Origin of the sequence: Dinoroseobacter sp. S76, from assembly GCF_049801095.1 — a bacterium.
Lineage (GTDB): Bacteria > Pseudomonadota > Alphaproteobacteria > Rhodobacterales > Rhodobacteraceae > Dinoroseobacter.
This window is the reverse complement of sequence record NZ_JBNAGH010000001.1, coordinates 168,012-186,484: the sequence shown is the minus strand read 5'-3', so window position 1 is coordinate 186,484 and position 18,473 is coordinate 168,012. Positions and strand designations below refer to the sequence as shown.

Below are 18,473 nucleotides of genomic sequence, written 5' to 3'. Positions count from 1 at the left end.
CGGAGTGCTCGACCTCGCCCCGTGCCTCCCCGTCCTGAGAGTGCTGTCCAAACGGCGCGATCACGTCGAACTAAACCATCCAGTTCAGAAATAGGCTGTCGCAGGTTCTTGCTCAAGTCCCAAACCGTCGCAGAATTGCCCATCGGCAAGGGCTTGCAGGGCTTGGCTTTGCGCGCTCGGACGGTGTATGAGGACGCGACGTGGTGGAAGAGGCAAGCGCGTGAGCAATCCCGACAGTTTTATCGAAGAAGTCTCCGAAGAGGTCCGGCGCGACCGGATGAACCGCCTGCTGCGCAAGTATGGCTGGATCGGCGTGGTGGCTGTTGTCCTGATCGTCGGCGGTGCGGCCTTCAACGAATACCGCAAGGCGCAAGTGCAGTCCGAGGCGCAGGCTTTTGGCGACGCGCTCTATCAGGCGCTGGACGGGTCCAGCGAACAGACCCGTGTGCTCGCGCTCGAAGAGATTTCACCGGGTGAGGCTGGGGCCACGGTTCTGGGTCTGCTGACGGCGGCGGAATCGGTGACCGAGCCGGAGACGGCGATCGCCGCGCTGCAAGGCTTGATCAACGGGCCGGAGACCCCGGACCTTTATAAGGATCTGGCGCGGTTGCGGCTGGTTCTGATGGGCGAGAATGGCCCGTCGCGCAGCGAACGCCGCGCGATGCTCGACGCGCTGACCCTTGGCGCGGGGCCGTTCCGGCTTCTGGCGCTGGAGCAACGCGCCCTTCTCGAGATCGAGGATGGCGCGTCCGAGGCCGCGATCAGCACCTTGCAGGAGGTGATCCGCTCGGCAGGGGCCAGCACCGCCCAGCAGCAGCGCGCCGCACAGCTCATCGTCGCGCTCGGTGGCGATGTCGCCTCGCTTCTGCCGGAGCAGGGATAAGCCCATGATCCGCAACGCGGCGCTTTGTTTCGCGGCCACGCTGGCACTGGCTTCCTGCGCGCAGGAGGAGCTGATCCTGCCCGGTGAGCGGCTGGATATCCGGGCTTCCGTGGATCCCGAGGCCGAAGCGCCGGAAGCGGAGGACCGCACGCCGCGCGAGGTGGCGCTGTCGATCCCGGGGCCTGTGGCGAATACGAGCTGGACCCATCGCAACGGCTCGGTTCGCCATACAATCCCCCATCCGGCGCTGGGCGCGGGGCTGCAACTGGCCTGGTCCGCCGAGATCGGCGAAGGCAATAGCCGGGGCAACCGCATCGCGAGCCCGCCCGTGGTCTCCGATGGCCGGATCTTCACCATCGACAGTCTTGCAACCGTTTCCGCCTTCAGCATTGGCGGCGCGCTCTTGTGGCAGCGGGATCTGACCCCGCCCACGGACCGCCCGGATGAAGGCGCGGGCGGCGGCGTCGCGGTCTCCGGGGATACGCTCTATGCCTCCTCAGGCTTTGGCACGCTCACGGCGCTGGATGTCGCCACCGGCGCGCCGCGTTGGGAGCAAAAGCTCGACGCGCCGGTCAGCGGAACGGCGACCGTCGAGGGCACCATCGCCTATGTGGTCACCCGCGACAGCGTCGCCTGGGCGATTGACACGCGCAATGGCCGGGTGCTCTGGACCTTGCCGGGCGCGCCTTCGACGACCGGGATCGTGGGCGGCGGAGCGCCCGCAATCAGCGACCGTTTGGTCATCCTGCCTTTCCCGTCTTCCGAGATCAGCGGCGCGCTCCGCCAATCCGGCGTCCGGGTCTGGGGCGGTGCGGTGTCCGGCTCGCGGATCGGCAGCGCCTATACGGGCTTTTCCGACATCAACAGCGACCCGGTCGTGGTGGGGCGCACGATCTATGCGGGTAATGCTGCAGGGCGGGTCGCCGCCCTCGACGCGATCACCGGAGACCGGAAATGGACGGCCCGCGAGGGCGCGTTCGATGCGCTCTGGCCCGTGGGCAATGCGCTTTTCTTCGTATCCGACCGCAATGAGCTGATCCGTCTGGACGCGGCCACGGGGACAGTCGTCTGGGCGGTGCAGCTTCCCTACTACACCGATGAGCGGGAGCGGCGGCGCAAGGCGATCTTCGCCCATTACGGCCCGGTTCTGGCCGGGGGGCGGCTCTATATCGCGTCCGGGGACGGGCAATTGCGCGCCTTTGATCCACGCTCGGGTCAGCAGATCAGCCAGATCACCATGCCCGATGGCGCGGCGGTGGCTCCGGTTGTGGCGAACCAGACCATGTATATCGTGACCGACGCGGGCGAGCTGCGCGCCTATCGCTGAGGGGGCTCGGGCCCTGTGCCGGGTCCGGGATGCGGAATTTCCGCAGAATCTCCATTGCCGCGGCGGCGGTCGCGCGATAAAGCCCGGGCTTCTCATCGCCCGCCGTGTCTCTTGGAGAGCGCCCATGTCTTTCACTCTGGCCATTGTCGGTCGCCCCAATGTGGGCAAGTCCACGCTGTTCAACCGGCTGGTGGGCAAGCGTCTGGCGCTTGTCGATGATCAGCCTGGGGTCACCCGGGATCTGCGCGAGGGGGCCGCACGGCTCGGCGATCTGCGCTTCACGGTGATCGATACGGCAGGGCTCGAAGAGGCCACCGATGACAGCCTGCAGGGGCGAATGCGCCGGCTGACCGAACGCGCGGTGAGCATGGCCGATGCCTGTCTTTTCCTGATCGACGCGCGGGTTGGCGTGACCCCGACGGATGAGGTCTTTGCCGATATCCTGCGCAAGGCCAATGCCCATGTCCTGCTGGGCGCCAACAAGGCCGAAGGCCGCGCCGCCGAAGCGGGGCTGATCGAGGCCTATGCCTTGGGGCTCGGCGAGCCGCTGGCGATCAGTGCTGAGCATGGCGAGGGGATGGCCGACCTGATGGGGGCGCTCATGCCCCTGATCGACGCCTACGAAGAAGAGGCCGAGGCGTCCCGCGATGAGGACCCGGAAACCGATATCAGCCTGAGTTCCGAAGAGGCGGAGCTGGGCGCAGATGCGCCCCGGGTGCCCACGGTATCGAAGCCCCTTCAAGTGGCCGTGGTCGGTCGCCCGAACGCCGGCAAATCCACCCTGATCAACCAGCTGCTGGGGGAGGAGCGTCTGCTCACCGGGCCCGAGGCGGGGATCACCCGCGACGCGATCTCGCTGGCGCTGGACTGGGACGGCCTCCCGGTGCGGATCTTTGACACGGCGGGGATGCGCAAGAAGGCCAAGGTGCAGGAAAAGCTCGAGAAGCTCAGCGTCTCGGATGGTCTGCGCGCGGTAAAATTTGCCGAGGTGGTCGTGGTCCTGCTCGATGCGGGGATCCCGTTCGAGCAGCAGGATCTGCGCATCGCCGATCTGGCCGAACGCGAGGGCCGCGCCGTGGTGATCGCGGTGAACAAATGGGATCTCGAGGATGACAAGCAGGCCAAGCTGCGGGACCTGAAGGAGGCGTTCAACCGCCTGCTGCCGCAGCTCAAAGGCGCGCCTCTGATCACCGTGTCAGCCAAGACCGGGCGCGGGATGGACCGGCTGCGCGACGCGATCCTGCGCGCCCATGCGGTCTGGAACCGGCGGGTGCCCACGGCGGCGCTCAATCGCTGGCTCTCGGCCATGGTGGAGGCCCATCCGCCCCCCGCACCGGGCGGGCGCCGCATCCGCATGCGTTATATGACGCAAGTAAAGACCCGGCCCCCGGGCTTCGTGGTCATGTGCTCCTATCCCGACAAGATGCCCGAGAGCTATAATCGCTATCTCGTCAATGGGTTGCGGGAGGATTTTGACATGCCGGGCACACCGATCCGGCTGACCCTGCGCAGCCAGTCCGATGCGAACCCCTATAAGGACAAGAAGAAGTCCACACCCTCGCGTCTGCGCAAGCATTTGGGCAAGCCGTCGCCCAAGAGCTGAGGCTCAGCGCTTGGCGGCACGCTCCGCAGTGCGGGCAATGTCTTGCGCCCGCGCAAAACCCGGCGAGCCTTGGGGCAAAAGCCCCAGCGCCCGGCGCGCATGGAGCCCCGCATCCCGCAGCCGCCCCGACAGGGCATAGCGTTCGGCTGTGGTCACCGAGGCCATGCCGTTCTGCCCCGCGCGGGCATAGGCCTGGGCCAGATCCCGCAGCATCGAGGGATTGCCCGGATCCCGGCTATAGGCCGATTGCAGGATCTTGAGCGCGCGCCGGTCACTCGCCGCCGACTTCTGCGCCAGAAGGGCGCGCCCGAGATGGGCCTGGATCAAAGGCTCCCGCGGGGCGAGGGAGACGGCCCGTTCATAGGCGCGCACAGCCTCCCCATAGCGCCGGGTTTCGAAAGCGATCTGACCTTCGAGTTCTTGATAGTAGGGATCGTTGGGCCGCATCTTCACGAGTTTTGCAACTTCGCGGGCCGCCCGGGTCGGATCCGGTTTCTCGTGATAGGCGATGGCCCGGCGCATGGTCGCGATCTCGGACGTGTCGCTGTCCTTCACCCGGCGCAGGGTCCAATTCGGATTACGCAGAAAGGCCGAGAGCTTGCCCTGCATCCGCGCAAACCAATAGGCCTCGGACTGGCGCGACAGGTTGTTGACCTTATACGCGGCGGCATAGCCCTGCGCGGCGCGCAGCCGGTCCCGGGTCAGGGGGTGCGTGCGCACATAGGGGTCCTGCCGGTTGGTCGAGAGGGTCTCTTGCCCGCGAAAGATCTCCAGCACTTCGACCATGGCCACGGGGGAGATGCCCGCATTGGCGAGAAACCGCGCAGAGGATTGATCGGCTGCGGCCTCCTCGGCGCGGGTATGGCTGAAAAAGCCCCGGCGCGCGAACTCCGCCGTTCCGATCCCCACCGCGGCACCGACCCCGGGATTGCCGGAGGCCGCCCCTGCCGCCGCTGCCAGAACAAGGCCCAGACGTGCCAAGCGGTTCGAGGCTTTGAAGTTCGCCATCCGCCGCGAGATGTGACCGTTGGAGATATGCGCGATCTCATGGGCGATGACCGCTTGCACCTGTTCGGGGGTCTCCAGCGTCATCAAAAGCCCGGAATGCAGGACCATTGTTCTTGGATCGGCAACAAACGCATTCAGTTTGCTGTCATTGATCACCCAGATGTTCACTTGCGCGGGGTTCACCCCTGCTGCGGCCATCAGCGGACGCGCAAGCTCCCGAAGGGAGCGTTCGATCTCCGCATCGCGGATGATGGTCACCGCGCTCGCGGGCAGGGTCGTCACCGCCGCAAGCAGGGCCATCAGGATCCCCGCGAGACGGGCGCGCCAGAGGCTTGTCATTGACCTTACTCCATCGGATTGCGACACACTCCTGCACCCTATGGAGGCTCCCATGCAAAACTCAACCCGCTCGAACGTGGATCCGTTCATCGTGATGGATGTGATGGAGGCGGCGCGCCGCGCCGAAGCTGCCGGGCGGGACATCATCCATATGGAGGTCGGCCAGCCCGGCACCGCCGCGCCCGCGTCCGCGCGCCAAGCCGTGGCACAGGCATTGGAGCAGGATGCGTTGGGCTACACGGTGGCGCTCGGCCTGCCGGAACTGCGTGCGGCGATCGCCGCGCTCTATGGCCGCTGGTATGATGTGGATCTCGCGCCGGAGCGGGTGGTGGTGACCGCCGGTTCCTCGGCGGCGTTCCTTCTGGCATTCACCGCGCTTTTTGATGCGGGGGACCGGGTGGGCGTGGCCGAGCCCGGCTATCCCTCCTATCGCCAGATCCTCAAGGCGCTCTCCCTGACCCCGGTGGGCCTGCCCACCCATGCGGATCAGGGCCACCGCCTGCCGCCGGAGGCGCTGGCCGAGGCGGATATCAAGGGTGCGATTGTCGCCTCGCCGAACAATCCCACGGGCACGATGCTGGACCGGGCGCATCTGGCTGCGCTGATCGACGCGTGCCAGTCCCGGGGCCGGGCCTTCATCTCCGATGAGATCTATCACGGGCTCCATTATGGGGCACGGGCGGTCTCGGCGCTGGAGGTCTCGGAGGATGTCTGCGTGATCAATTCCTTCTCGAAGTATTTCTCCATGACCGGGTGGCGGATCGGCTGGATGGTGGTGCCCGAGACCCAGGTGCGCGTGATGGAGCGGCTGGCCCAGAACATGTTCATCTGCGCGCCCCATGCGGCGCAGGTGGCCGCCCTTGGTGCGCTTCAACCCGAGGCAGAGGCCGAGTTGGAGGCGAACCGCGCCGTCTACGCGGCCAATCGCGCGCTTGTGATCGATGGGCTGACCGCGGCCGGGCTCACCGCCTTCGCGCCGCCCGATGGGGCGTTCTACGTCTATGCGGATGTGGCCCATCTGACCCGGGACAGTCGGGCGCTGGCCGCCGAGATCCTAGAGCGGGCAGGGGTCGCGCTGACCCCGGGGCTCGATTTCGACCCCCATCGCGGAGATCGGACGATTCGCATCTCCTATGCCCGGTCGACCGAGGATATCGCCGAAGGCATGGCCCGACTGGCCGAGTTTTTCGCTGCATCCGAGGGCGCGGCCCCGATGAACGGTTCCTGACACCGACAGAACTGCCTATACTGAGCCGCAAAAAGACTGGCAGGCACAATATGCGCGGGCACAGCCCCCACCATGGCGGCATTCGTATCCTACGGGAGTGGACTCTAGGTCTGCTCGCGGCGCTGACATGCATGCTCTTGGCAGGCCCGCTCGTGGCGCAGGAGTTGCGGGCGCTGGCCCGGGTGGACCCAGCCACGTCACAGATTTCCGGCACCGTAGAGAACCTGGAAATCACGCTCGGGCTCTCCCAGGCCGTGCCCTACCGGATCGAAGCGCGCTCGGAGCCGGATCGCATCGTGGTCGAGTTCCGCGAGGTGGATTTCAGCGGCGCCGAGCCGGGCAGCTATCTGACCTCCGAAGCTCTGCGTGGCGTGATCGCCGGCCCCGCGCAACCGGGCTGGTCCCGTCTGGAGTTCCTTCTCAGCGCGCCCATGGGGCTGCAGACCGCGGCGATGAGCGTGGATGAAGGGATCGGCACCGCGCTTCTGGACATCACGCTGGGGGCCGTCTCGCCCGAGGCTTTTGCCGCCTCGGCAGTGAAGGGCGATCTGGGCGTGGTGCGGCCAGAGCCGCGAGATCTCCCGGATGAGGCGCAGACCCCACAGCGGCAGCTTGGCGACCGTCCGCTGGTCATCGTGCTTGACCCGGGCCATGGGGGCTTTGATCCCGGCGCCGAGCGGGACGGGGTGTCCGAGGCGGATCTGATGCTGATCTTTGCCCGCGAGTTGCAGGAGGCGATCATCCGGGAAAGCGGTCACACGGTGCTGCTCACGCGCACGGAGGACGAGTTCATCCCACTACCCGATCGGGTGCGGGTGGCGCGCGACGCCTCTGCGGACCTCTTCATCTCGCTCCACGCGGATGCGCTGATTTCCGGACGCGCGTCGGGGGCCACGGTCTACACCCTGTCGGAGGTGGCCTCGACCGAAGCCTCGGCCAAGCTGGCCGAGCGCATGGATCGGGCCTCCCTGCTGGCGGGGATGGATCTGACGGCTCAGGACGACACCCTGGCCGAGGCCCTGATGGATATCGCCCGGCTCGAGGTCATGCCGCGGGCCAATAACTTGGCGGACAACCTGGTCACGACCCTTGCGGAGACCGTGGGCGATTTACACAAGCGCCCGAGGCAATCGGCAGATTTCTCGGTGCTGCGCGCGCCAGACATCCCCTCGGTGCTCGTGGAGCTTGGCTTTCTCAGCAACGACAATGACCTGGCGCGGCTCCTGTCCTCGGAATGGCGCGCGCTGGCAGCGGAAGGGATCCGGCTTGGCATTGATGCCTGGGCGGTGTCCGACGCAGCCGAGGCCAATCTCGTCCGGCAATAGGGTCAGGTGCGGCGGCAGAGCCACCAGCTGTGGCGATCCAGCGCCGGATCCTCAGGACGAAACATCAGCACCCGAAACCCCGCCCGGGTTAGCATGCTGCGATAGCAGAGCGGGTCATGGCTCGCGTGATAGACCGGCGCGCCATCCACGGCACCGTAGGCTTCGCCGCGCGCCGGACCGCTTGAGAAGACCAGCACGCCGCCAGGGCGCAGATGGGCGGCAAAGACCGGAAACATCCGGCTCTGGGCCGTGGGGTCGAGGTGAAAGAAACTGTTCCAGGCCAGCAGCGCATGGAAGCGCTGGCGCAAGGCCAGGCCCCGCATGTCGCGGCAACAGGTCCGCGCGCCCGGCACATTCCGTCGGTAGTGGGTGAGCATCGGGGCGGCACCATCCACACCGGTCAGGCGAAACCCGCGCCGCTGCAGATGCTGCGCCAAGGGGCGCCCTGTCCCGCAGCCCAGATCCAGAAGGTCGCGACCGGGAGTGGCCCGCTCCAACGCGTCCAGCATCGGGCGCTCAAAGAGCGCGGTCGTTCGCAGCACGGCGAACCGATCCGCCACACGCCGATAGGTCGGCAGAATGTCGCCCGGCAGAGGGGGCGTTGCTGGCGTCGCCATGGCTGGTCTCCGGCAAAGTCTCGCTGATCTGCGCAGATTGGCACGGGAACGGGTTCAAATCTGCCTCTGACGTCACGACGTTTTGTGAAAACCCGCCCCCCTGTGACGCGCAGGGATTTTGACCGTGGCCGCCGCTGCGCGTATACCGGGCGCGTAACCCTCCGTAGGAGATCGCGTGTGATCCGTTTTGTTGCTGGCTTCTTTGGGGCCCTCTTCTCGACCTTCACTCTTGGACTGTTTGCCGTCGCGCTCAGCATTGGTGCGGTTCTGTGGATGTATGGGCGCGATCTGCCGGACACGGAGGCGCTCGCGCAATACGCCCCGCCGACGATCAGCCGAATCTATTCGGGGGAGGGGGCGCTCATGGACGAGTTCGCCCGGGAGCGCCGGATTTTTGCCCCCGCCGATGAGATCCCCGATCTGGTGAAGCAGGCCTTCATCTCGGCGGAGGACAAGAATTTCTACACCCACCGCGGCTATGATCCGCGCGGCATGGCTGCCGCGGCCGTGGATGCGGCCACGGGCGGGCCCCTGCGCGGCGCCTCGACCATCACCCAGCAGGTCATGAAGAACTTCCTTCTGGGTGGGGAGCGGTCGGCGGAGCGAAAGATCAAGGAGCTCATCCTGTCCTCCCGCATCGAGGAGACGCTGAGCAAGGAAGACATCCTCGAGCTTTACATGAACGAGATCTTCCTCGGTCAGAACAGCTTTGGCGTGGCCGCTGCGGCCCAGACCTATTTCAACAAACCGCTGGCCGAGCTTGAGGCCCATGAGGCGGCCTATCTTGCGGCGCTGCCCAAGGCGCCCTCGACCTATCATCCGGTTCGGGCGCGGGACCGCGCGGTGGAGCGCCGGAACTTCGTGCTGCGTGAGATGAACGAGAACGGCTATCTCGACGATGCGGCCTATGAGGCTGCGCGCAATGCGCCGTTGGAGACAGTGCAAAGCGGTGATTTTGCATCCTTCCGCAGGGCGCTCCCCAAGCGTGACTACTTCACCGATGAGATCCGCCGTCAGCTTTCGGGCCGGTTCGGGGAAGAGGAGTTCTTCACCGGTGGTCTGTCGATCCGGGCGACCGTGGATCCGACCCTGCAATCGGAGGCTGCAAACGCCCTGCAGAGCGGGTTGGAGAAATACGACCGCAGCCGGGGCATCTATCGCGGCGCGACCGAGCAGATCGATCCCGCCATCGCGAGCGGGGGCGACTGGGCCGAGGCGCTGACCGATCTGCGTGTGCCGCGCGATATCGAAGGCTGGCGCCCCGCCGTCGTGCGCGGGTTCCGGGATAGCGGGGCTCTGCTGGGTGTCGAGGGCGTGCCGTCCGAGCGCGACCAGATCCTGCCCAATACGGATGTGCGCTGGGCCCGCCCACGCCGCGAAGATGGCAGCCTTGGCGGCACCGCGAACCGCGCGAGCGACCTGCTCGAGGTGGGGGACGTGATCCATGTCCGCGCGGGCGATGAGGCCAATACCTGGTCCCTGCGTCAGATCCCCGAGGTGCAGGGCGGCTTCATGGCCATGGATGTGAATACGGGCCGGGTGCTGGCCATGCAGGGCGGGTTCTCCTACCAGTCCTCGGTGTTCAACCGCGCCACGCAGGCCACGCGCCAGCCGGGGTCGAGCTTCAAGCCGCTGGTCTATGCCGCGGCACTCGACACGGGCTATTCGCCCGCCACGATCGTCATTGATGCGCCGATCGAGATCGACACCGGTGGCTCGATCTGGCGTCCGAAGAACGCGTCCAACAAATTCTATGGCCCCACGCCCCTGCGCACCGGGATCGAGCGGTCGCGGAACCTCATGACCGTGCGTCTCGCCCAGGAAGTCGGGATGGAGACCGTGGCCGAGTATGCCGAGCGCTTCGGGGTCTATGACACGCTGGAGCCTTACCTCGCGAACTCGCTGGGCAGTCAGGAGACCACGCTCTTCAACATGGTTGCGGCCTACGCCATGTTCGCCAATGGCGGCGAGCGGGTGGAGCCGACCCTTGTGGACCGGGTGCAGGACCGTTGGGGCAAGACGGTCTACCGCCATGACCAGAGGTCGTGCCTCGATTGCGACGCCGATGACCTTGCCGAGGGATCGGCGCCGCGGATCATGGCCAACCGCACCCAGGTGATTGACCCGATCACCGCCTATCAGCTGACCTCGATGATGCGCGGCGTGGTGGATCGCGGCACGGCGGCCCGTACGGTGAACCTCCCGGTGCCGATCGCGGGCAAGACGGGCACCACCAATGACGCCAAGGATGTCTGGTTCGTGGGCTTTTCCTCGAACATCGTGGCGGGCTGTTATATCGGCTATGACCGCCCCCGCACCCTCGGGCGCGGCGCCTCCGGTGGCGGCATGTGTGGCCCGGTCTTCAACCAGTTCATGCAGACGGCCATCGCCTCCTATGGTGGCGGGCGGTTCACGGTCCCCGATGGCGGGCGCTTCGTGAAAATCGACCGTTTCTCTGGCGGGCGGCTGGAGGATGACGCGAGCGGTGCGAATGTGGTCGCCGAGTATTTCCGCGAAGGCGAAGAGCCCTTCTATGGCGTCGGCGCGATCCTCGATGGTGGCTTTGCCATGGGCGCCAATCTGCCCATGTTCAATCCGGGCGAGGATGACAACGCGCAGGAGGTCGTGACCTCCACCGGACGCACGGCGGTCGTGCCCAGCACGGCCAATGTCAGCACCGTCACGGCGGGCGGTCTCTACTAGCCCAAACGCTCCCGGCCCCTGCAAAACCGGCGCGGGCCTTGCCCGCCCGCGGCCCTTATTCTACACCCGGGGTCCGAGGGCCTATCCCTCGAAAAGGGAAAGACCGAACCGATGCGCGCAGAGATACAGAACACCGTCGAGGCCATCCGCAAATCGCTGGAGCTTCTGGCGCAGCGGCTCGACTATGAGACCGCGCCCCATCGGCTTGAAGAGTTCAACGCGATGATCGAGGACCCGGATCTGTGGAACGATCAGGCGCGGGCCCAGAAGCTTATGCGCGACCGCCAGATGCTCGTGGATGCGATCGGCACCTATGAGGGGATCCGGCAGGATCTCGACGACAATATCGAGCTCATTGAGCTGGGCGAAATGGAAGACGATGCCGAGGTCGTGGCCGAGGCCGAGGCCGCGCTGAAAGCCCTGACCGAGACCGCGGCGAAGAAAGAGATCGAGGCTCTGCTCGATGGCGAGGCGGACAGCAACGACACCTTCCTCGAGATCAACTCGGGCGCGGGCGGCACCGAGAGCTGTGACTGGGCGTCCATGCTGGCGCGGATGTATGTGCGCTGGGCCGAGGCCAAGGGCTATACGGTCGAGCTGCAATCCGAGAGCGCGGGTGAAGAGGCGGGCATTAAGTCGGCGGCCTACAAGATCAGCGGCCACAACGCCTATGGCTGGCTGAAATCGGAATCCGGCGTCCACCGCCTCGTGCGGATCAGCCCCTATGACAGTGCTGCGCGGCGGCATACCTCCTTCAGCTCGGTCTGGGTCTATCCGGTAGTGGACGACAATATCGAGATCGAGGTGAACCCGGCGGATATCCGGATCGACACCTACCGCTCCTCCGGGGCCGGGGGGCAGCACGTGAACACGACTGACTCCGCAGTGCGGATCACCCACAACCCCACGGGGATCGTGGTGACCAGCTCCGAGAAGTCCCAGCACCAGAACCGCGATATCGCCATGAAGGCCCTGAAGTCGCGCCTCTACCAGCTTGAGTTGGACCGCAGGAACGCCGCCATCAACGAAGCCCATGAGAGCAAGGGCGACGCGGGCTGGGGCAACCAGATCCGCTCCTACGTGCTGCAGCCCTACCAGATGGTGAAGGATCTGCGCACGGGGTTTGAGACCTCGGATACCCAGGGCGTGCTCGATGGGGATCTGGACGGGCTGATGGCCGCCACCCTGGCGCTGCAGGTCGCTGGCAAGAGCCGCAGCGAGGCCCAGGGCTAAGGCCGCTGCCGCGCGCCCATGCGCGGCAAAACTGAGCGGTTGGCGCAAGCCTTCTTTTCCCGTGCAATGGCCCTTGCTAGGCTTTCGGGAAGGAGGACCCTTCATGTCAGACACAAGCGCCGATGCCCCGGCGGCCTTTCGTCCCCAAGTCCAGACCATCACGCGCGACGACCTGCGCGCGAGCCTCGCGCTTGGTTGGGCGGATTTCAGGAAAGCGCCTGCCTTTGGCCTCTTTTTCAGTGCGGTCTATGTGCTGGGCGGGATCGCCATGGTCTATATCCTGCTCGCCACGGGCAAGAGCTGGGCGACGCTGCCGATCATCGTGGGCTTTCCACTGATCGGACCCTTTGCGGCGGTGGGGCTCTATGAGGTGAGCCGGCGGCTGCAGACCGGCGAGCCGCTGGATTGGGGCGCGGTACTGGGTGTCGTGGTCGCGGAAAAGAACCGGCAGATGCCGTCCATCGCGGCGGTGATCCTGATCTTCTTTCTGTTCTGGAACTTCCTCGCCCATATGATCTTCGCCCTGTTCTTGGGGCTCGCGGTGATGACGAACATCACCTCCTCCTTCGCGGTGTTTCTGACGCCCAATGGCCTCCTGATGCTGCTCGTAGGCTCGGCGGTCGGCGGCGTTCTGGCTTTTGTCCTATATGCGATCACGGTGGTGAGCCTGCCGCTCTTGCTGGACAAGGAGGTGGATTTCGTCACCGCAATGATCACGTCCTTCTCAGCCGTGACCGAGAACCTGCAGGTGATGCTGGTCTGGGGGGTACTTGTGGCGGCGCTGCTGGTGATCGGGATGATCCCGGCCTTTTTCGGGTTGCTGATCGTGCTGCCCTTGCTGGGTCACGCCACTTGGCATCTTTACCAGCGTCTGATCACTGGCGCTTGACGCTTGTTACCAACGTCGTCTCAGCTGACGTGAGGTCATCAAAGACTGTAAAATATCATAAAATCAGCGGCTTAGGGCGATGATCCTCGATTTCCGCATCGATTTCATGAACATTGTTCACGAAGGGCCTTGAAGGCTAAGGGCGTCACACGCATCTCTTGTGAACAGTGTTCACGAAAGAGGAGAAACACGATGCGAACCAAAGCCATGATCCTTGCCGCCCTCACATCCCTTGCGGTTGCGCCCGCCTATGCCGGTGCCAGCGAACGCCACTCCGCCGAAGCCTCAGCCCATAGCGGCCACGCGGTCAGCCACGGGTCTGCCGCGGTCGCCAGCGGAGCAGCCAGCGTCACCGCCGTGCCGATCATCGCCGTGGGCAGTGCCATCGCCGTGACCGGCTCCGCCCTGGAGGAAGTGGGGGAGAGTGCGCTGGATCTCGGCAGCGAGCTCAGCACGCTCGACACCTATGCCGAACCCGTGGTGATCCCGGCGCCGAACGGCCCGCCGAGCCTCGATTGAATTGAAAGAGGGGAGAGACCAGATGGGACGTTTCTTTATGATGCTCTGGCTCGCGCTGGCCGCGGCCTTTCCGACCCTCGCGCTCGCGGGCGCGGATGGCAGCAGTGCGGCGGGGACGCCGCGCCTGCCGGCGGCACAAGTCGCGGCCTTCTCCAACGAGGTGCAACAGGATCTGGCGGCGCGCGGAGCCCATGTGGCCATCGTGGCGCGAATGGGACGGGATCCGTCCTCGCTGCCCGATGGGGTGCGCTACACCCATGTGGGGTTCTGGGTCTACTCCCGGATCACCGAGCCGGATGGCACGACGGGGCTCGGCTACCGGGTCTATAATCTCTACCAGCTCGGCGATGATCCGACGCGCAGCCAGCTGATCCAGGACAGCCCGGCGGATTTCTTTGCCGGGGCCCATCGGCTCGATGCCGGGGTGATCATCCCCGAGCCGGAATTGCAGCGGAAACTGCTGGGCACGATCACCAGCCCGACCTATGCGCGGCTCCATAATCCGGACTACGCCGTGCTGGCCAATCCGCGCTCGACCCAGTTCCAGAACTGCACCGAGCACACGCTGGATGTGCTGATGGCGAGTCTCTATGACACCAGCGATATCGGGCAGATCAAGGCCAATATCTCCGCCTATTTCCAGCCGCAGCCGATCGCGCTCGGCGGTCTCAAACGGGCGATGGCGCCGATCGCCTCCGGCGCGCTGACAACCGAGGACCATGGCAGCCGCGTGGCGACCACCACCTTCGGGTCCCTGGCCCGCTTCATGGAGGGGCACGATCTCGCGATGACGGTCTATCGCGTGACCCCGGATCGTGTGGCACGGTTCTAGGATTTGACATGGGCGGGGGATTGTCCCAACTACCCGGGCATGGCTGAGCAGCGCACCATGTCGAAACGGGACCAGAACCTCGCCCAGATCCGCGAGAAGGCCACCGAAATTGCCGAGCGCATCGTCCTCGAACAGGGGCGCGATGCGCTCAGCGCGCGGGGGCTTGCAGCAGAGATCGGGGTGTCGGTCGGCTCGCTCTATAATGCAGTCGGGGATCTGGAGGCGGTGCTCCGCACGGTGATCTCAAACGCGGCCGGGATCCTGTCGCAAGAGCTTGAGACGGCGGTGGCCACGGCCCCGGATGACAAGCGGGCCCGGCTTGTGGCCCTGGGAGAGGCCTATTTCGACTTCGCCCTGACCGAGCCACAGCGCTGGTGGCTGCTCTTTGAGTATCGTTCACATGCGGAGCCCGATCAGAAGATGCAGGACTTTCAGGCCGGGCTGCTTGAGATGCTGATCCGCGCGGGGGAGGGGGATGTGACCTCGAACCGGCACCGGCAGGTCTTCTTGCAGCTTTGGGCCTCGGTCCACGGGCTCGTGACCCTCGCCTGCCGCCCCACGATTGTCACCGTCGATCCGGTCGAGGCGCGCACCTATATCGGTGAGCTCGTGGATACCGGCCTCCATGTGGTGGCGGAAAGCTGACCCCCCGAGCGTGGCTTTACAATCTGGGGAAAACAGCATACCCGCGCGCTCTCGCAAACCGCAGATGATGGAGGCTCCCATGGCAAAACGCATGACCCCCGAAGATCACCCCTCCTTTCGAGGTGATGTCCAAGCGGCGTAAATCCTTCCCGTCCGAAACACGGGTCAAGACCGGCACGCGCACGCTGCGTGGGCGATGTGGAACTGCTGGAGAAGCTCGGGCGCAATGATCTCTGTCCCTGCGGCTCGGGCAAGCGCTTCAAGCGCTGCTGCCTCAAGGGCGGCCGGTTCGATGGCAGTCTCCGGGACCACTACTTTTAGAGAACGTGGATGACACCGCCCTCGGCCCGTGCGGGTAGGGGGCAAAAGGAAACCGCCGAAAGCGATGCTTTCGGCGGCTCCGAATTCTGAACTGAGGGCGTTGCGGCCCCAGCTTGGCGCTTAGCCGTTCTGTGCCGGAGGCTGCTTGGGCGCTTTCTGCTTGCCGCCGCCGCCGAGCGGGTCGTCCTGCCGCTGCACGGAGCCCTCGAAATGCGCGCCGCTCTCGATGGCGATGGTCTTGTGAATGATGTCGCCTTCCACCCGCGCGGTGGAGGTCAGACGGACCTTCAGGCCGCGCACGCGACCGATCACGCGGCCATTCACGATCACATCATCGGCCACAACTTCGCCATTCACGGTGGCGCCTTCGCCCACGGTCAGCAAATGGGCGTGGATGTCACCTTCGACCTGGCCCTCGATCTGGATGTCACCAGAGGTGCGCAGATTGCCCACGACCTTGAGGTCCGAGGACAGGATGGACGGCGCCGGTTTCGGCTTGGCCGAAGCAACGGGCTTGCTGTCGGACATGGCGGCGCGCGGCGCGGCAGGGGCCGCGGCGGCGTCTGCGCCTTCGGCGTCCCCCGCCTTCGGTCCGGGCTCGTTGATTCGGGATTTAGAGAACATTCTTGCCTGCCTTGATAAAGCTCATCGGATTAACGGGTTTGCCGGACTGATGCACCTCGTAGTGGAGGTGCACACCGGTAGACCGGCCCGTGCTTCCCATATCACCGATCCGCTCACCACGCGAGACCCGTTGACCTTCTTTTACACGCAGTTTCGACATGTGCGCATAGACTGTTTCATACCCGAAGGCATGGCGGATCTTCACCATCCGGCCAAAGCCGCGGTTCCAGCCCGCCTTGACCACGACGCCCTCGGCGGTCGAATAAATCGGCGTGCCGAGAGAGGCCGCGAAATCCGTGCCCTTGTGCATTCGCGTGCCGCCGCCCTTGGGGTCCCGGCGATAGCCGAAGGGGCTGGTGAAACGGAAGGCGGATTTGACCGGCATGGCGAAGGGCAGCTGGTCCACGGCCATGCGGTGCAGGTTCAGACGGTCGAGTCCGGCGAGGATCTGTTCCGTGCGGTAGCTCAGCTCATCCTGGGGCAGGCTGCGGGTCGAGAAGCTCATGGGGACGAGCGGACCGCCCTGACCCGAACTGTTGCGGCGGATCTCTTCAAGGATCCGGTCCGCGGGGACGCCAGCCTCTTCGAACATCCGCTCGAGCGGCGCGACCGAGACGGTGACGGCATCCTCGAGGAGCTCAAACACTCGGTTGTTGCGCTCGGCCGTCAGCTGTTGCGACAGAAGCAGCTCTTCGATCTCGGCAGTCGCGGCGCCGTGCGCGCCTTGCAGTCCGTCCCGCTCGGCGGCGGTGCCGGTCAGCGCATCGGTCAGGAAGGCCAGTGTCTGTTCCAGATCGCGCATCTGCGCGGCCTCGGTTGTGCCCGTGCCGGTCAGCGCGGCAAGCTCGCGGGTTGCCTCGGCTTCGGCAGCCCGGGCCGCGTCGCGTTCTTCCATGGCGGTGCGCAGGGTGGATTGCACAACGGCCACCCCGGTTTCCAGCTCGCTCCGACGCTCTTCGGAGGCCAGAAGCTGCGACTGCATGCGGCTGACCTGATCAAGGGCGAGGGTGAAGCGTTCCTGCGCGGCGCGAGCTTCCTCGGCGCGGGCATCCCGCTCCAGCGACAGGGCGTTCAGGCGCTCAGCGTACATCTGTTGATCGCGCGCCGCCTGATCCCGGGCTTCGCCCGCACCAAGGCTGGTGATCAGCACCATCGCCGAGGCAAAGGCCGTCCAGGTCAGAAGGGCAGCCCCGCCCACGGCCATCGCCGCCTGCGTGCCGCTGGACAGGCGCACGAAGCGCGTCGCATCATCAGATTTCAGAAAGAGACGTTTTTCGGGGAAAATCCCCTCCAGACGCTTCGAGAAACGCGTGTGTCCTGCCAATGCCCCAGTTCCCCAACCTTGGTGCGCTTTGTTAACGCCCTATAGGGCAACAGCGCTTACGTACTGGTAGGCCATCTATTGTCGCAGATGCAAGGAAGTCGGGCAGCTAGGCGCGCAAACGCCTTGTTTTGCTGGATTTGAGCAGATTTCCGCCGATATTTCCGCCCTATTTTTCATCTTTTTGTGAAAGCTGTTCGGCGGGCTCTGTCAGGGGCCAGTAGAAATCCGGCGGCAAACCGGCCTCGGCGCGCTTTTCCTCGTTGAAGGGCGGCTTGAGCGGGCCGTGGAAATAGGTGCGTACGAGGCGGTGAAAGGCGTCCTTGGGATCGAGATCGTGGCGCCCGCAGAGGAAGTGGAACCATTTCGCGCCATAGGCCACATGCCCGACCTCCTCGCCATAGATCACTTCCAGGGCCGCGACCGCCTGATCATCCTTGGCCTTGCGGAAGATCTCGATCATGCCCGGCGTGACGTCGAGACCGCGCGCCTCGAGCACCATGGGCACCACCGCAAGCCGCCCCATGAAATCCTCCGCCGTGTCCTCGGCGGCGCGCCACATGCCCGCATGGGCCGCGAGGGCGCCGTAAAAGCTGCCGGTCGCTTCAAGGCAGTCGGATACCAGGTTGAAATGCTTGGATTCCTCGTCTGCCGCCTTGACCCAGTCATCATAGAAGCCGATCGGCATGGGTGTGTCCGTGAACCGGGCGATGATGTCCCAATGCAAATCCACCGCATTCAGCTCGATATGCGCCACCGCGTGCAGGATCGCTTGCCGGCCTTCCAGCGTGCCGGGTTTGCGGCGAGGCACATCGCGTGGCGATAAAAGTTCCGGTTTTTCGGGTCTTGCGGGGCGAAGCGGAGGTTGCGCCTCGCCCACATCCATGGGCGCGTCGCTGCTGCGCGCGGTGAACCAGGCCTCGGCACAGGCCCGGCTCAGGGCTGTCTTGGCGCGCCCGTCAGCGGTGCACAGAACAGCCTCCGCGCAGGCGGCCAGGGTTTGCGGCAGTGGGTCAGGGCGGGTCATCTGGCAGCGCTCCGTTGCGAGGGGACCCG

The 18,473-nt window shown here is 65.5% G+C and carries 17 protein-coding genes; 12 read left to right on the top strand and 5 right to left on the bottom strand.

The window, feature by feature from the left end; genetic code table 11:
* Positions 1-220: 220 nt before the first annotated feature.
* From ACP153_RS00960 to der, 3 genes are all read left to right on the top strand, one after another.
* Positions 221-883 carry a hypothetical protein gene (locus ACP153_RS00960; protein WP_424969094.1) on the top strand — a complete coding sequence of 221 codons (663 nt, stop codon included), beginning with the start codon at positions 221-223 and terminating at the stop codon, positions 881-883.
* Between the two features lie 4 nt (positions 884-887).
* On the top strand, positions 888-2,210 hold the full coding sequence (locus tag ACP153_RS00955) for a PQQ-binding-like beta-propeller repeat protein (protein WP_424969093.1): 1,323 nt from the start codon (positions 888-890) through the stop codon (positions 2,208-2,210).
* Positions 2,211-2,334: 124 nt separating this feature from the next.
* A complete protein-coding gene (gene der / locus ACP153_RS00950) occupies positions 2,335-3,813 on the top strand; it encodes a ribosome biogenesis GTPase Der (protein WP_424969092.1) in 1,479 nt (492 codons plus the stop codon).
* Positions 3,814-3,816: 3 nt separating this feature from the next.
* Here the strand turns inward: der and ACP153_RS00945 are convergent, their stop codons facing one another.
* Positions 3,817-5,160 (bottom strand): M48 family metalloprotease, encoded by a 1,344-nt coding sequence (locus ACP153_RS00945; RefSeq protein ID WP_424969091.1) that lies wholly within the window; start codon positions 5,158-5,160, stop codon positions 3,817-3,819.
* 52 nt (positions 5,161-5,212) lie between these two features.
* On the opposite strand from ACP153_RS00945, the gene ACP153_RS00940 reads away from it, so the two are divergent.
* Both ACP153_RS00940 and ACP153_RS00935 read left to right on the top strand, forming a co-directional pair.
* The gene (locus tag ACP153_RS00940; RefSeq protein WP_424969090.1) at positions 5,213-6,388 is read left to right on the top strand and encodes a pyridoxal phosphate-dependent aminotransferase; all 1,176 of its coding nucleotides are present in this window, start codon (positions 5,213-5,215) and stop codon (positions 6,386-6,388) included.
* A 131-nt stretch (positions 6,389-6,519) separates the two neighbouring features.
* A complete protein-coding gene (locus ACP153_RS00935; RefSeq protein WP_424969089.1) occupies positions 6,520-7,713 on the top strand; it encodes an N-acetylmuramoyl-L-alanine amidase in 1,194 nt (397 codons plus the stop codon).
* A gap of 2 nt (positions 7,714-7,715) precedes the next feature.
* Here the strand turns inward: ACP153_RS00935 and ACP153_RS00930 are convergent, their stop codons facing one another.
* The gene (locus ACP153_RS00930; RefSeq protein WP_424969088.1) at positions 7,716-8,330 is read right to left on the bottom strand and encodes a class I SAM-dependent DNA methyltransferase; all 615 of its coding nucleotides are present in this window, start codon (positions 8,328-8,330) and stop codon (positions 7,716-7,718) included.
* A 177-nt stretch (positions 8,331-8,507) separates the two neighbouring features.
* On the opposite strand from ACP153_RS00930, the gene ACP153_RS00925 reads away from it, so the two are divergent.
* The 7 genes from ACP153_RS00925 (at position 8,508) to ACP153_RS00895 (ending at position 15,472) form a co-directional block, all read left to right on the top strand.
* Positions 8,508-11,033, top strand: coding sequence for a penicillin-binding protein 1A (locus tag ACP153_RS00925; RefSeq protein WP_424969087.1), 2,526 nt, complete (start codon positions 8,508-8,510; stop codon positions 11,031-11,033).
* Positions 11,034-11,144: 111 nt separating this feature from the next.
* Positions 11,145-12,266, top strand: a complete 1,122-nt coding sequence (prfB, locus tag ACP153_RS00920; RefSeq protein WP_424969086.1) for a peptide chain release factor 2 — start codon at positions 11,145-11,147, stop codon at positions 12,264-12,266.
* 103 nt (positions 12,267-12,369) lie between these two features.
* Complete coding sequence (locus tag ACP153_RS00915) at positions 12,370-13,155, top strand: DUF2189 domain-containing protein (RefSeq protein WP_424969085.1); 786 nt, start codon at positions 12,370-12,372, stop codon at positions 13,153-13,155.
* A 192-nt stretch (positions 13,156-13,347) separates the two neighbouring features.
* Positions 13,348-13,674: a hypothetical protein gene (locus tag ACP153_RS00910; protein WP_424969084.1), complete on the top strand. Its 327-nt coding sequence runs from the start codon at positions 13,348-13,350 to the stop codon at positions 13,672-13,674.
* Between the two features lie 22 nt (positions 13,675-13,696).
* Positions 13,697-14,506, top strand: a complete 810-nt coding sequence (locus ACP153_RS00905) for a DUF2145 domain-containing protein (RefSeq protein ID WP_424969083.1) — start codon at positions 13,697-13,699, stop codon at positions 14,504-14,506.
* A gap of 39 nt (positions 14,507-14,545) precedes the next feature.
* Positions 14,546-15,151 (top strand): TetR/AcrR family transcriptional regulator, encoded by a 606-nt coding sequence (locus ACP153_RS00900; protein ID WP_424969082.1) that lies wholly within the window; start codon positions 14,546-14,548, stop codon positions 15,149-15,151.
* 189 nt (positions 15,152-15,340) lie between these two features.
* Positions 15,341-15,472 (top strand): SEC-C metal-binding domain-containing protein, encoded by a 132-nt coding sequence (locus tag ACP153_RS00895; RefSeq protein ID WP_424969081.1) that lies wholly within the window; start codon positions 15,341-15,343, stop codon positions 15,470-15,472.
* Between the two features lie 120 nt (positions 15,473-15,592).
* Here ACP153_RS00895 and ACP153_RS00890 read toward each other — a convergent pair whose 3' ends face one another.
* The 3 genes from ACP153_RS00890 to ACP153_RS00880 all read right to left on the bottom strand — a co-directional run bounded on the left by ACP153_RS00890 (position 15,593) and on the right by ACP153_RS00880 (position 18,444).
* Positions 15,593-16,096 (bottom strand): bactofilin family protein, encoded by a 504-nt coding sequence (locus ACP153_RS00890; RefSeq protein ID WP_424969080.1) that lies wholly within the window; start codon positions 16,094-16,096, stop codon positions 15,593-15,595.
* Complete coding sequence (locus tag ACP153_RS00885; protein ID WP_424969079.1) at positions 16,086-17,420, bottom strand: DUF5930 domain-containing protein; 1,335 nt, start codon at positions 17,418-17,420, stop codon at positions 16,086-16,088. Before ACP153_RS00885 ends, ACP153_RS00890 begins: the two co-directional genes overlap by 11 nt.
* Positions 17,421-17,586: 166 nt before the next feature.
* Entirely contained in the window at positions 17,587-18,444 is an 858-nt protein-coding gene (locus ACP153_RS00880; RefSeq protein ID WP_424969078.1) for a ferritin-like domain-containing protein, read from the bottom strand.
* Positions 18,445-18,473 lie beyond the last annotated feature (29 nt).

Excerpts from the sequence above, each read along its gene's own strand:
- ACP153_RS00945 (WP_424969091.1), bottom strand. The coding sequence starts at position 5,160 with ATGACAAGCCTCTGGCGCGCCCGTCTCGCGGGGATCCTGATGGCCCTG.
- ACP153_RS00880 (WP_424969078.1), bottom strand. The coding sequence starts at position 18,444 with ATGACCCGCCCTGACCCACTGCCGCAAACCCTGGCCGCCTGCGCGGAG.
- ACP153_RS00915 (WP_424969085.1), top strand. The coding sequence starts at position 12,370 with ATGTCAGACACAAGCGCCGATGCCCCGGCGGCCTTTCGTCCCCAAGTC.
- ACP153_RS00900 (WP_424969082.1), top strand. The coding sequence starts at position 14,546 with ATGGCTGAGCAGCGCACCATGTCGAAACGGGACCAGAACCTCGCCCAG.
- ACP153_RS00935 (WP_424969089.1), top strand. The coding sequence starts at position 6,520 with ATGCTCTTGGCAGGCCCGCTCGTGGCGCAGGAGTTGCGGGCGCTGGCC.
- ACP153_RS00910 (WP_424969084.1), top strand. The coding sequence starts at position 13,348 with ATGCGAACCAAAGCCATGATCCTTGCCGCCCTCACATCCCTTGCGGTT.
- ACP153_RS00940 (WP_424969090.1), top strand. The coding sequence starts at position 5,213 with ATGCAAAACTCAACCCGCTCGAACGTGGATCCGTTCATCGTGATGGAT.
- der (WP_424969092.1), top strand. The coding sequence starts at position 2,335 with ATGTCTTTCACTCTGGCCATTGTCGGTCGCCCCAATGTGGGCAAGTCC.
- ACP153_RS00905 (WP_424969083.1), top strand. The coding sequence starts at position 13,697 with ATGGGACGTTTCTTTATGATGCTCTGGCTCGCGCTGGCCGCGGCCTTT.
- ACP153_RS00930 (WP_424969088.1), bottom strand. The coding sequence starts at position 8,330 with ATGGCGACGCCAGCAACGCCCCCTCTGCCGGGCGACATTCTGCCGACC.
- ACP153_RS00890 (WP_424969080.1), bottom strand. The coding sequence starts at position 16,096 with ATGTTCTCTAAATCCCGAATCAACGAGCCCGGACCGAAGGCGGGGGAC.
- prfB (WP_424969086.1), top strand. The coding sequence starts at position 11,145 with ATGCGCGCAGAGATACAGAACACCGTCGAGGCCATCCGCAAATCGCTG.
- ACP153_RS00955 (WP_424969093.1), top strand. The coding sequence starts at position 888 with ATGATCCGCAACGCGGCGCTTTGTTTCGCGGCCACGCTGGCACTGGCT.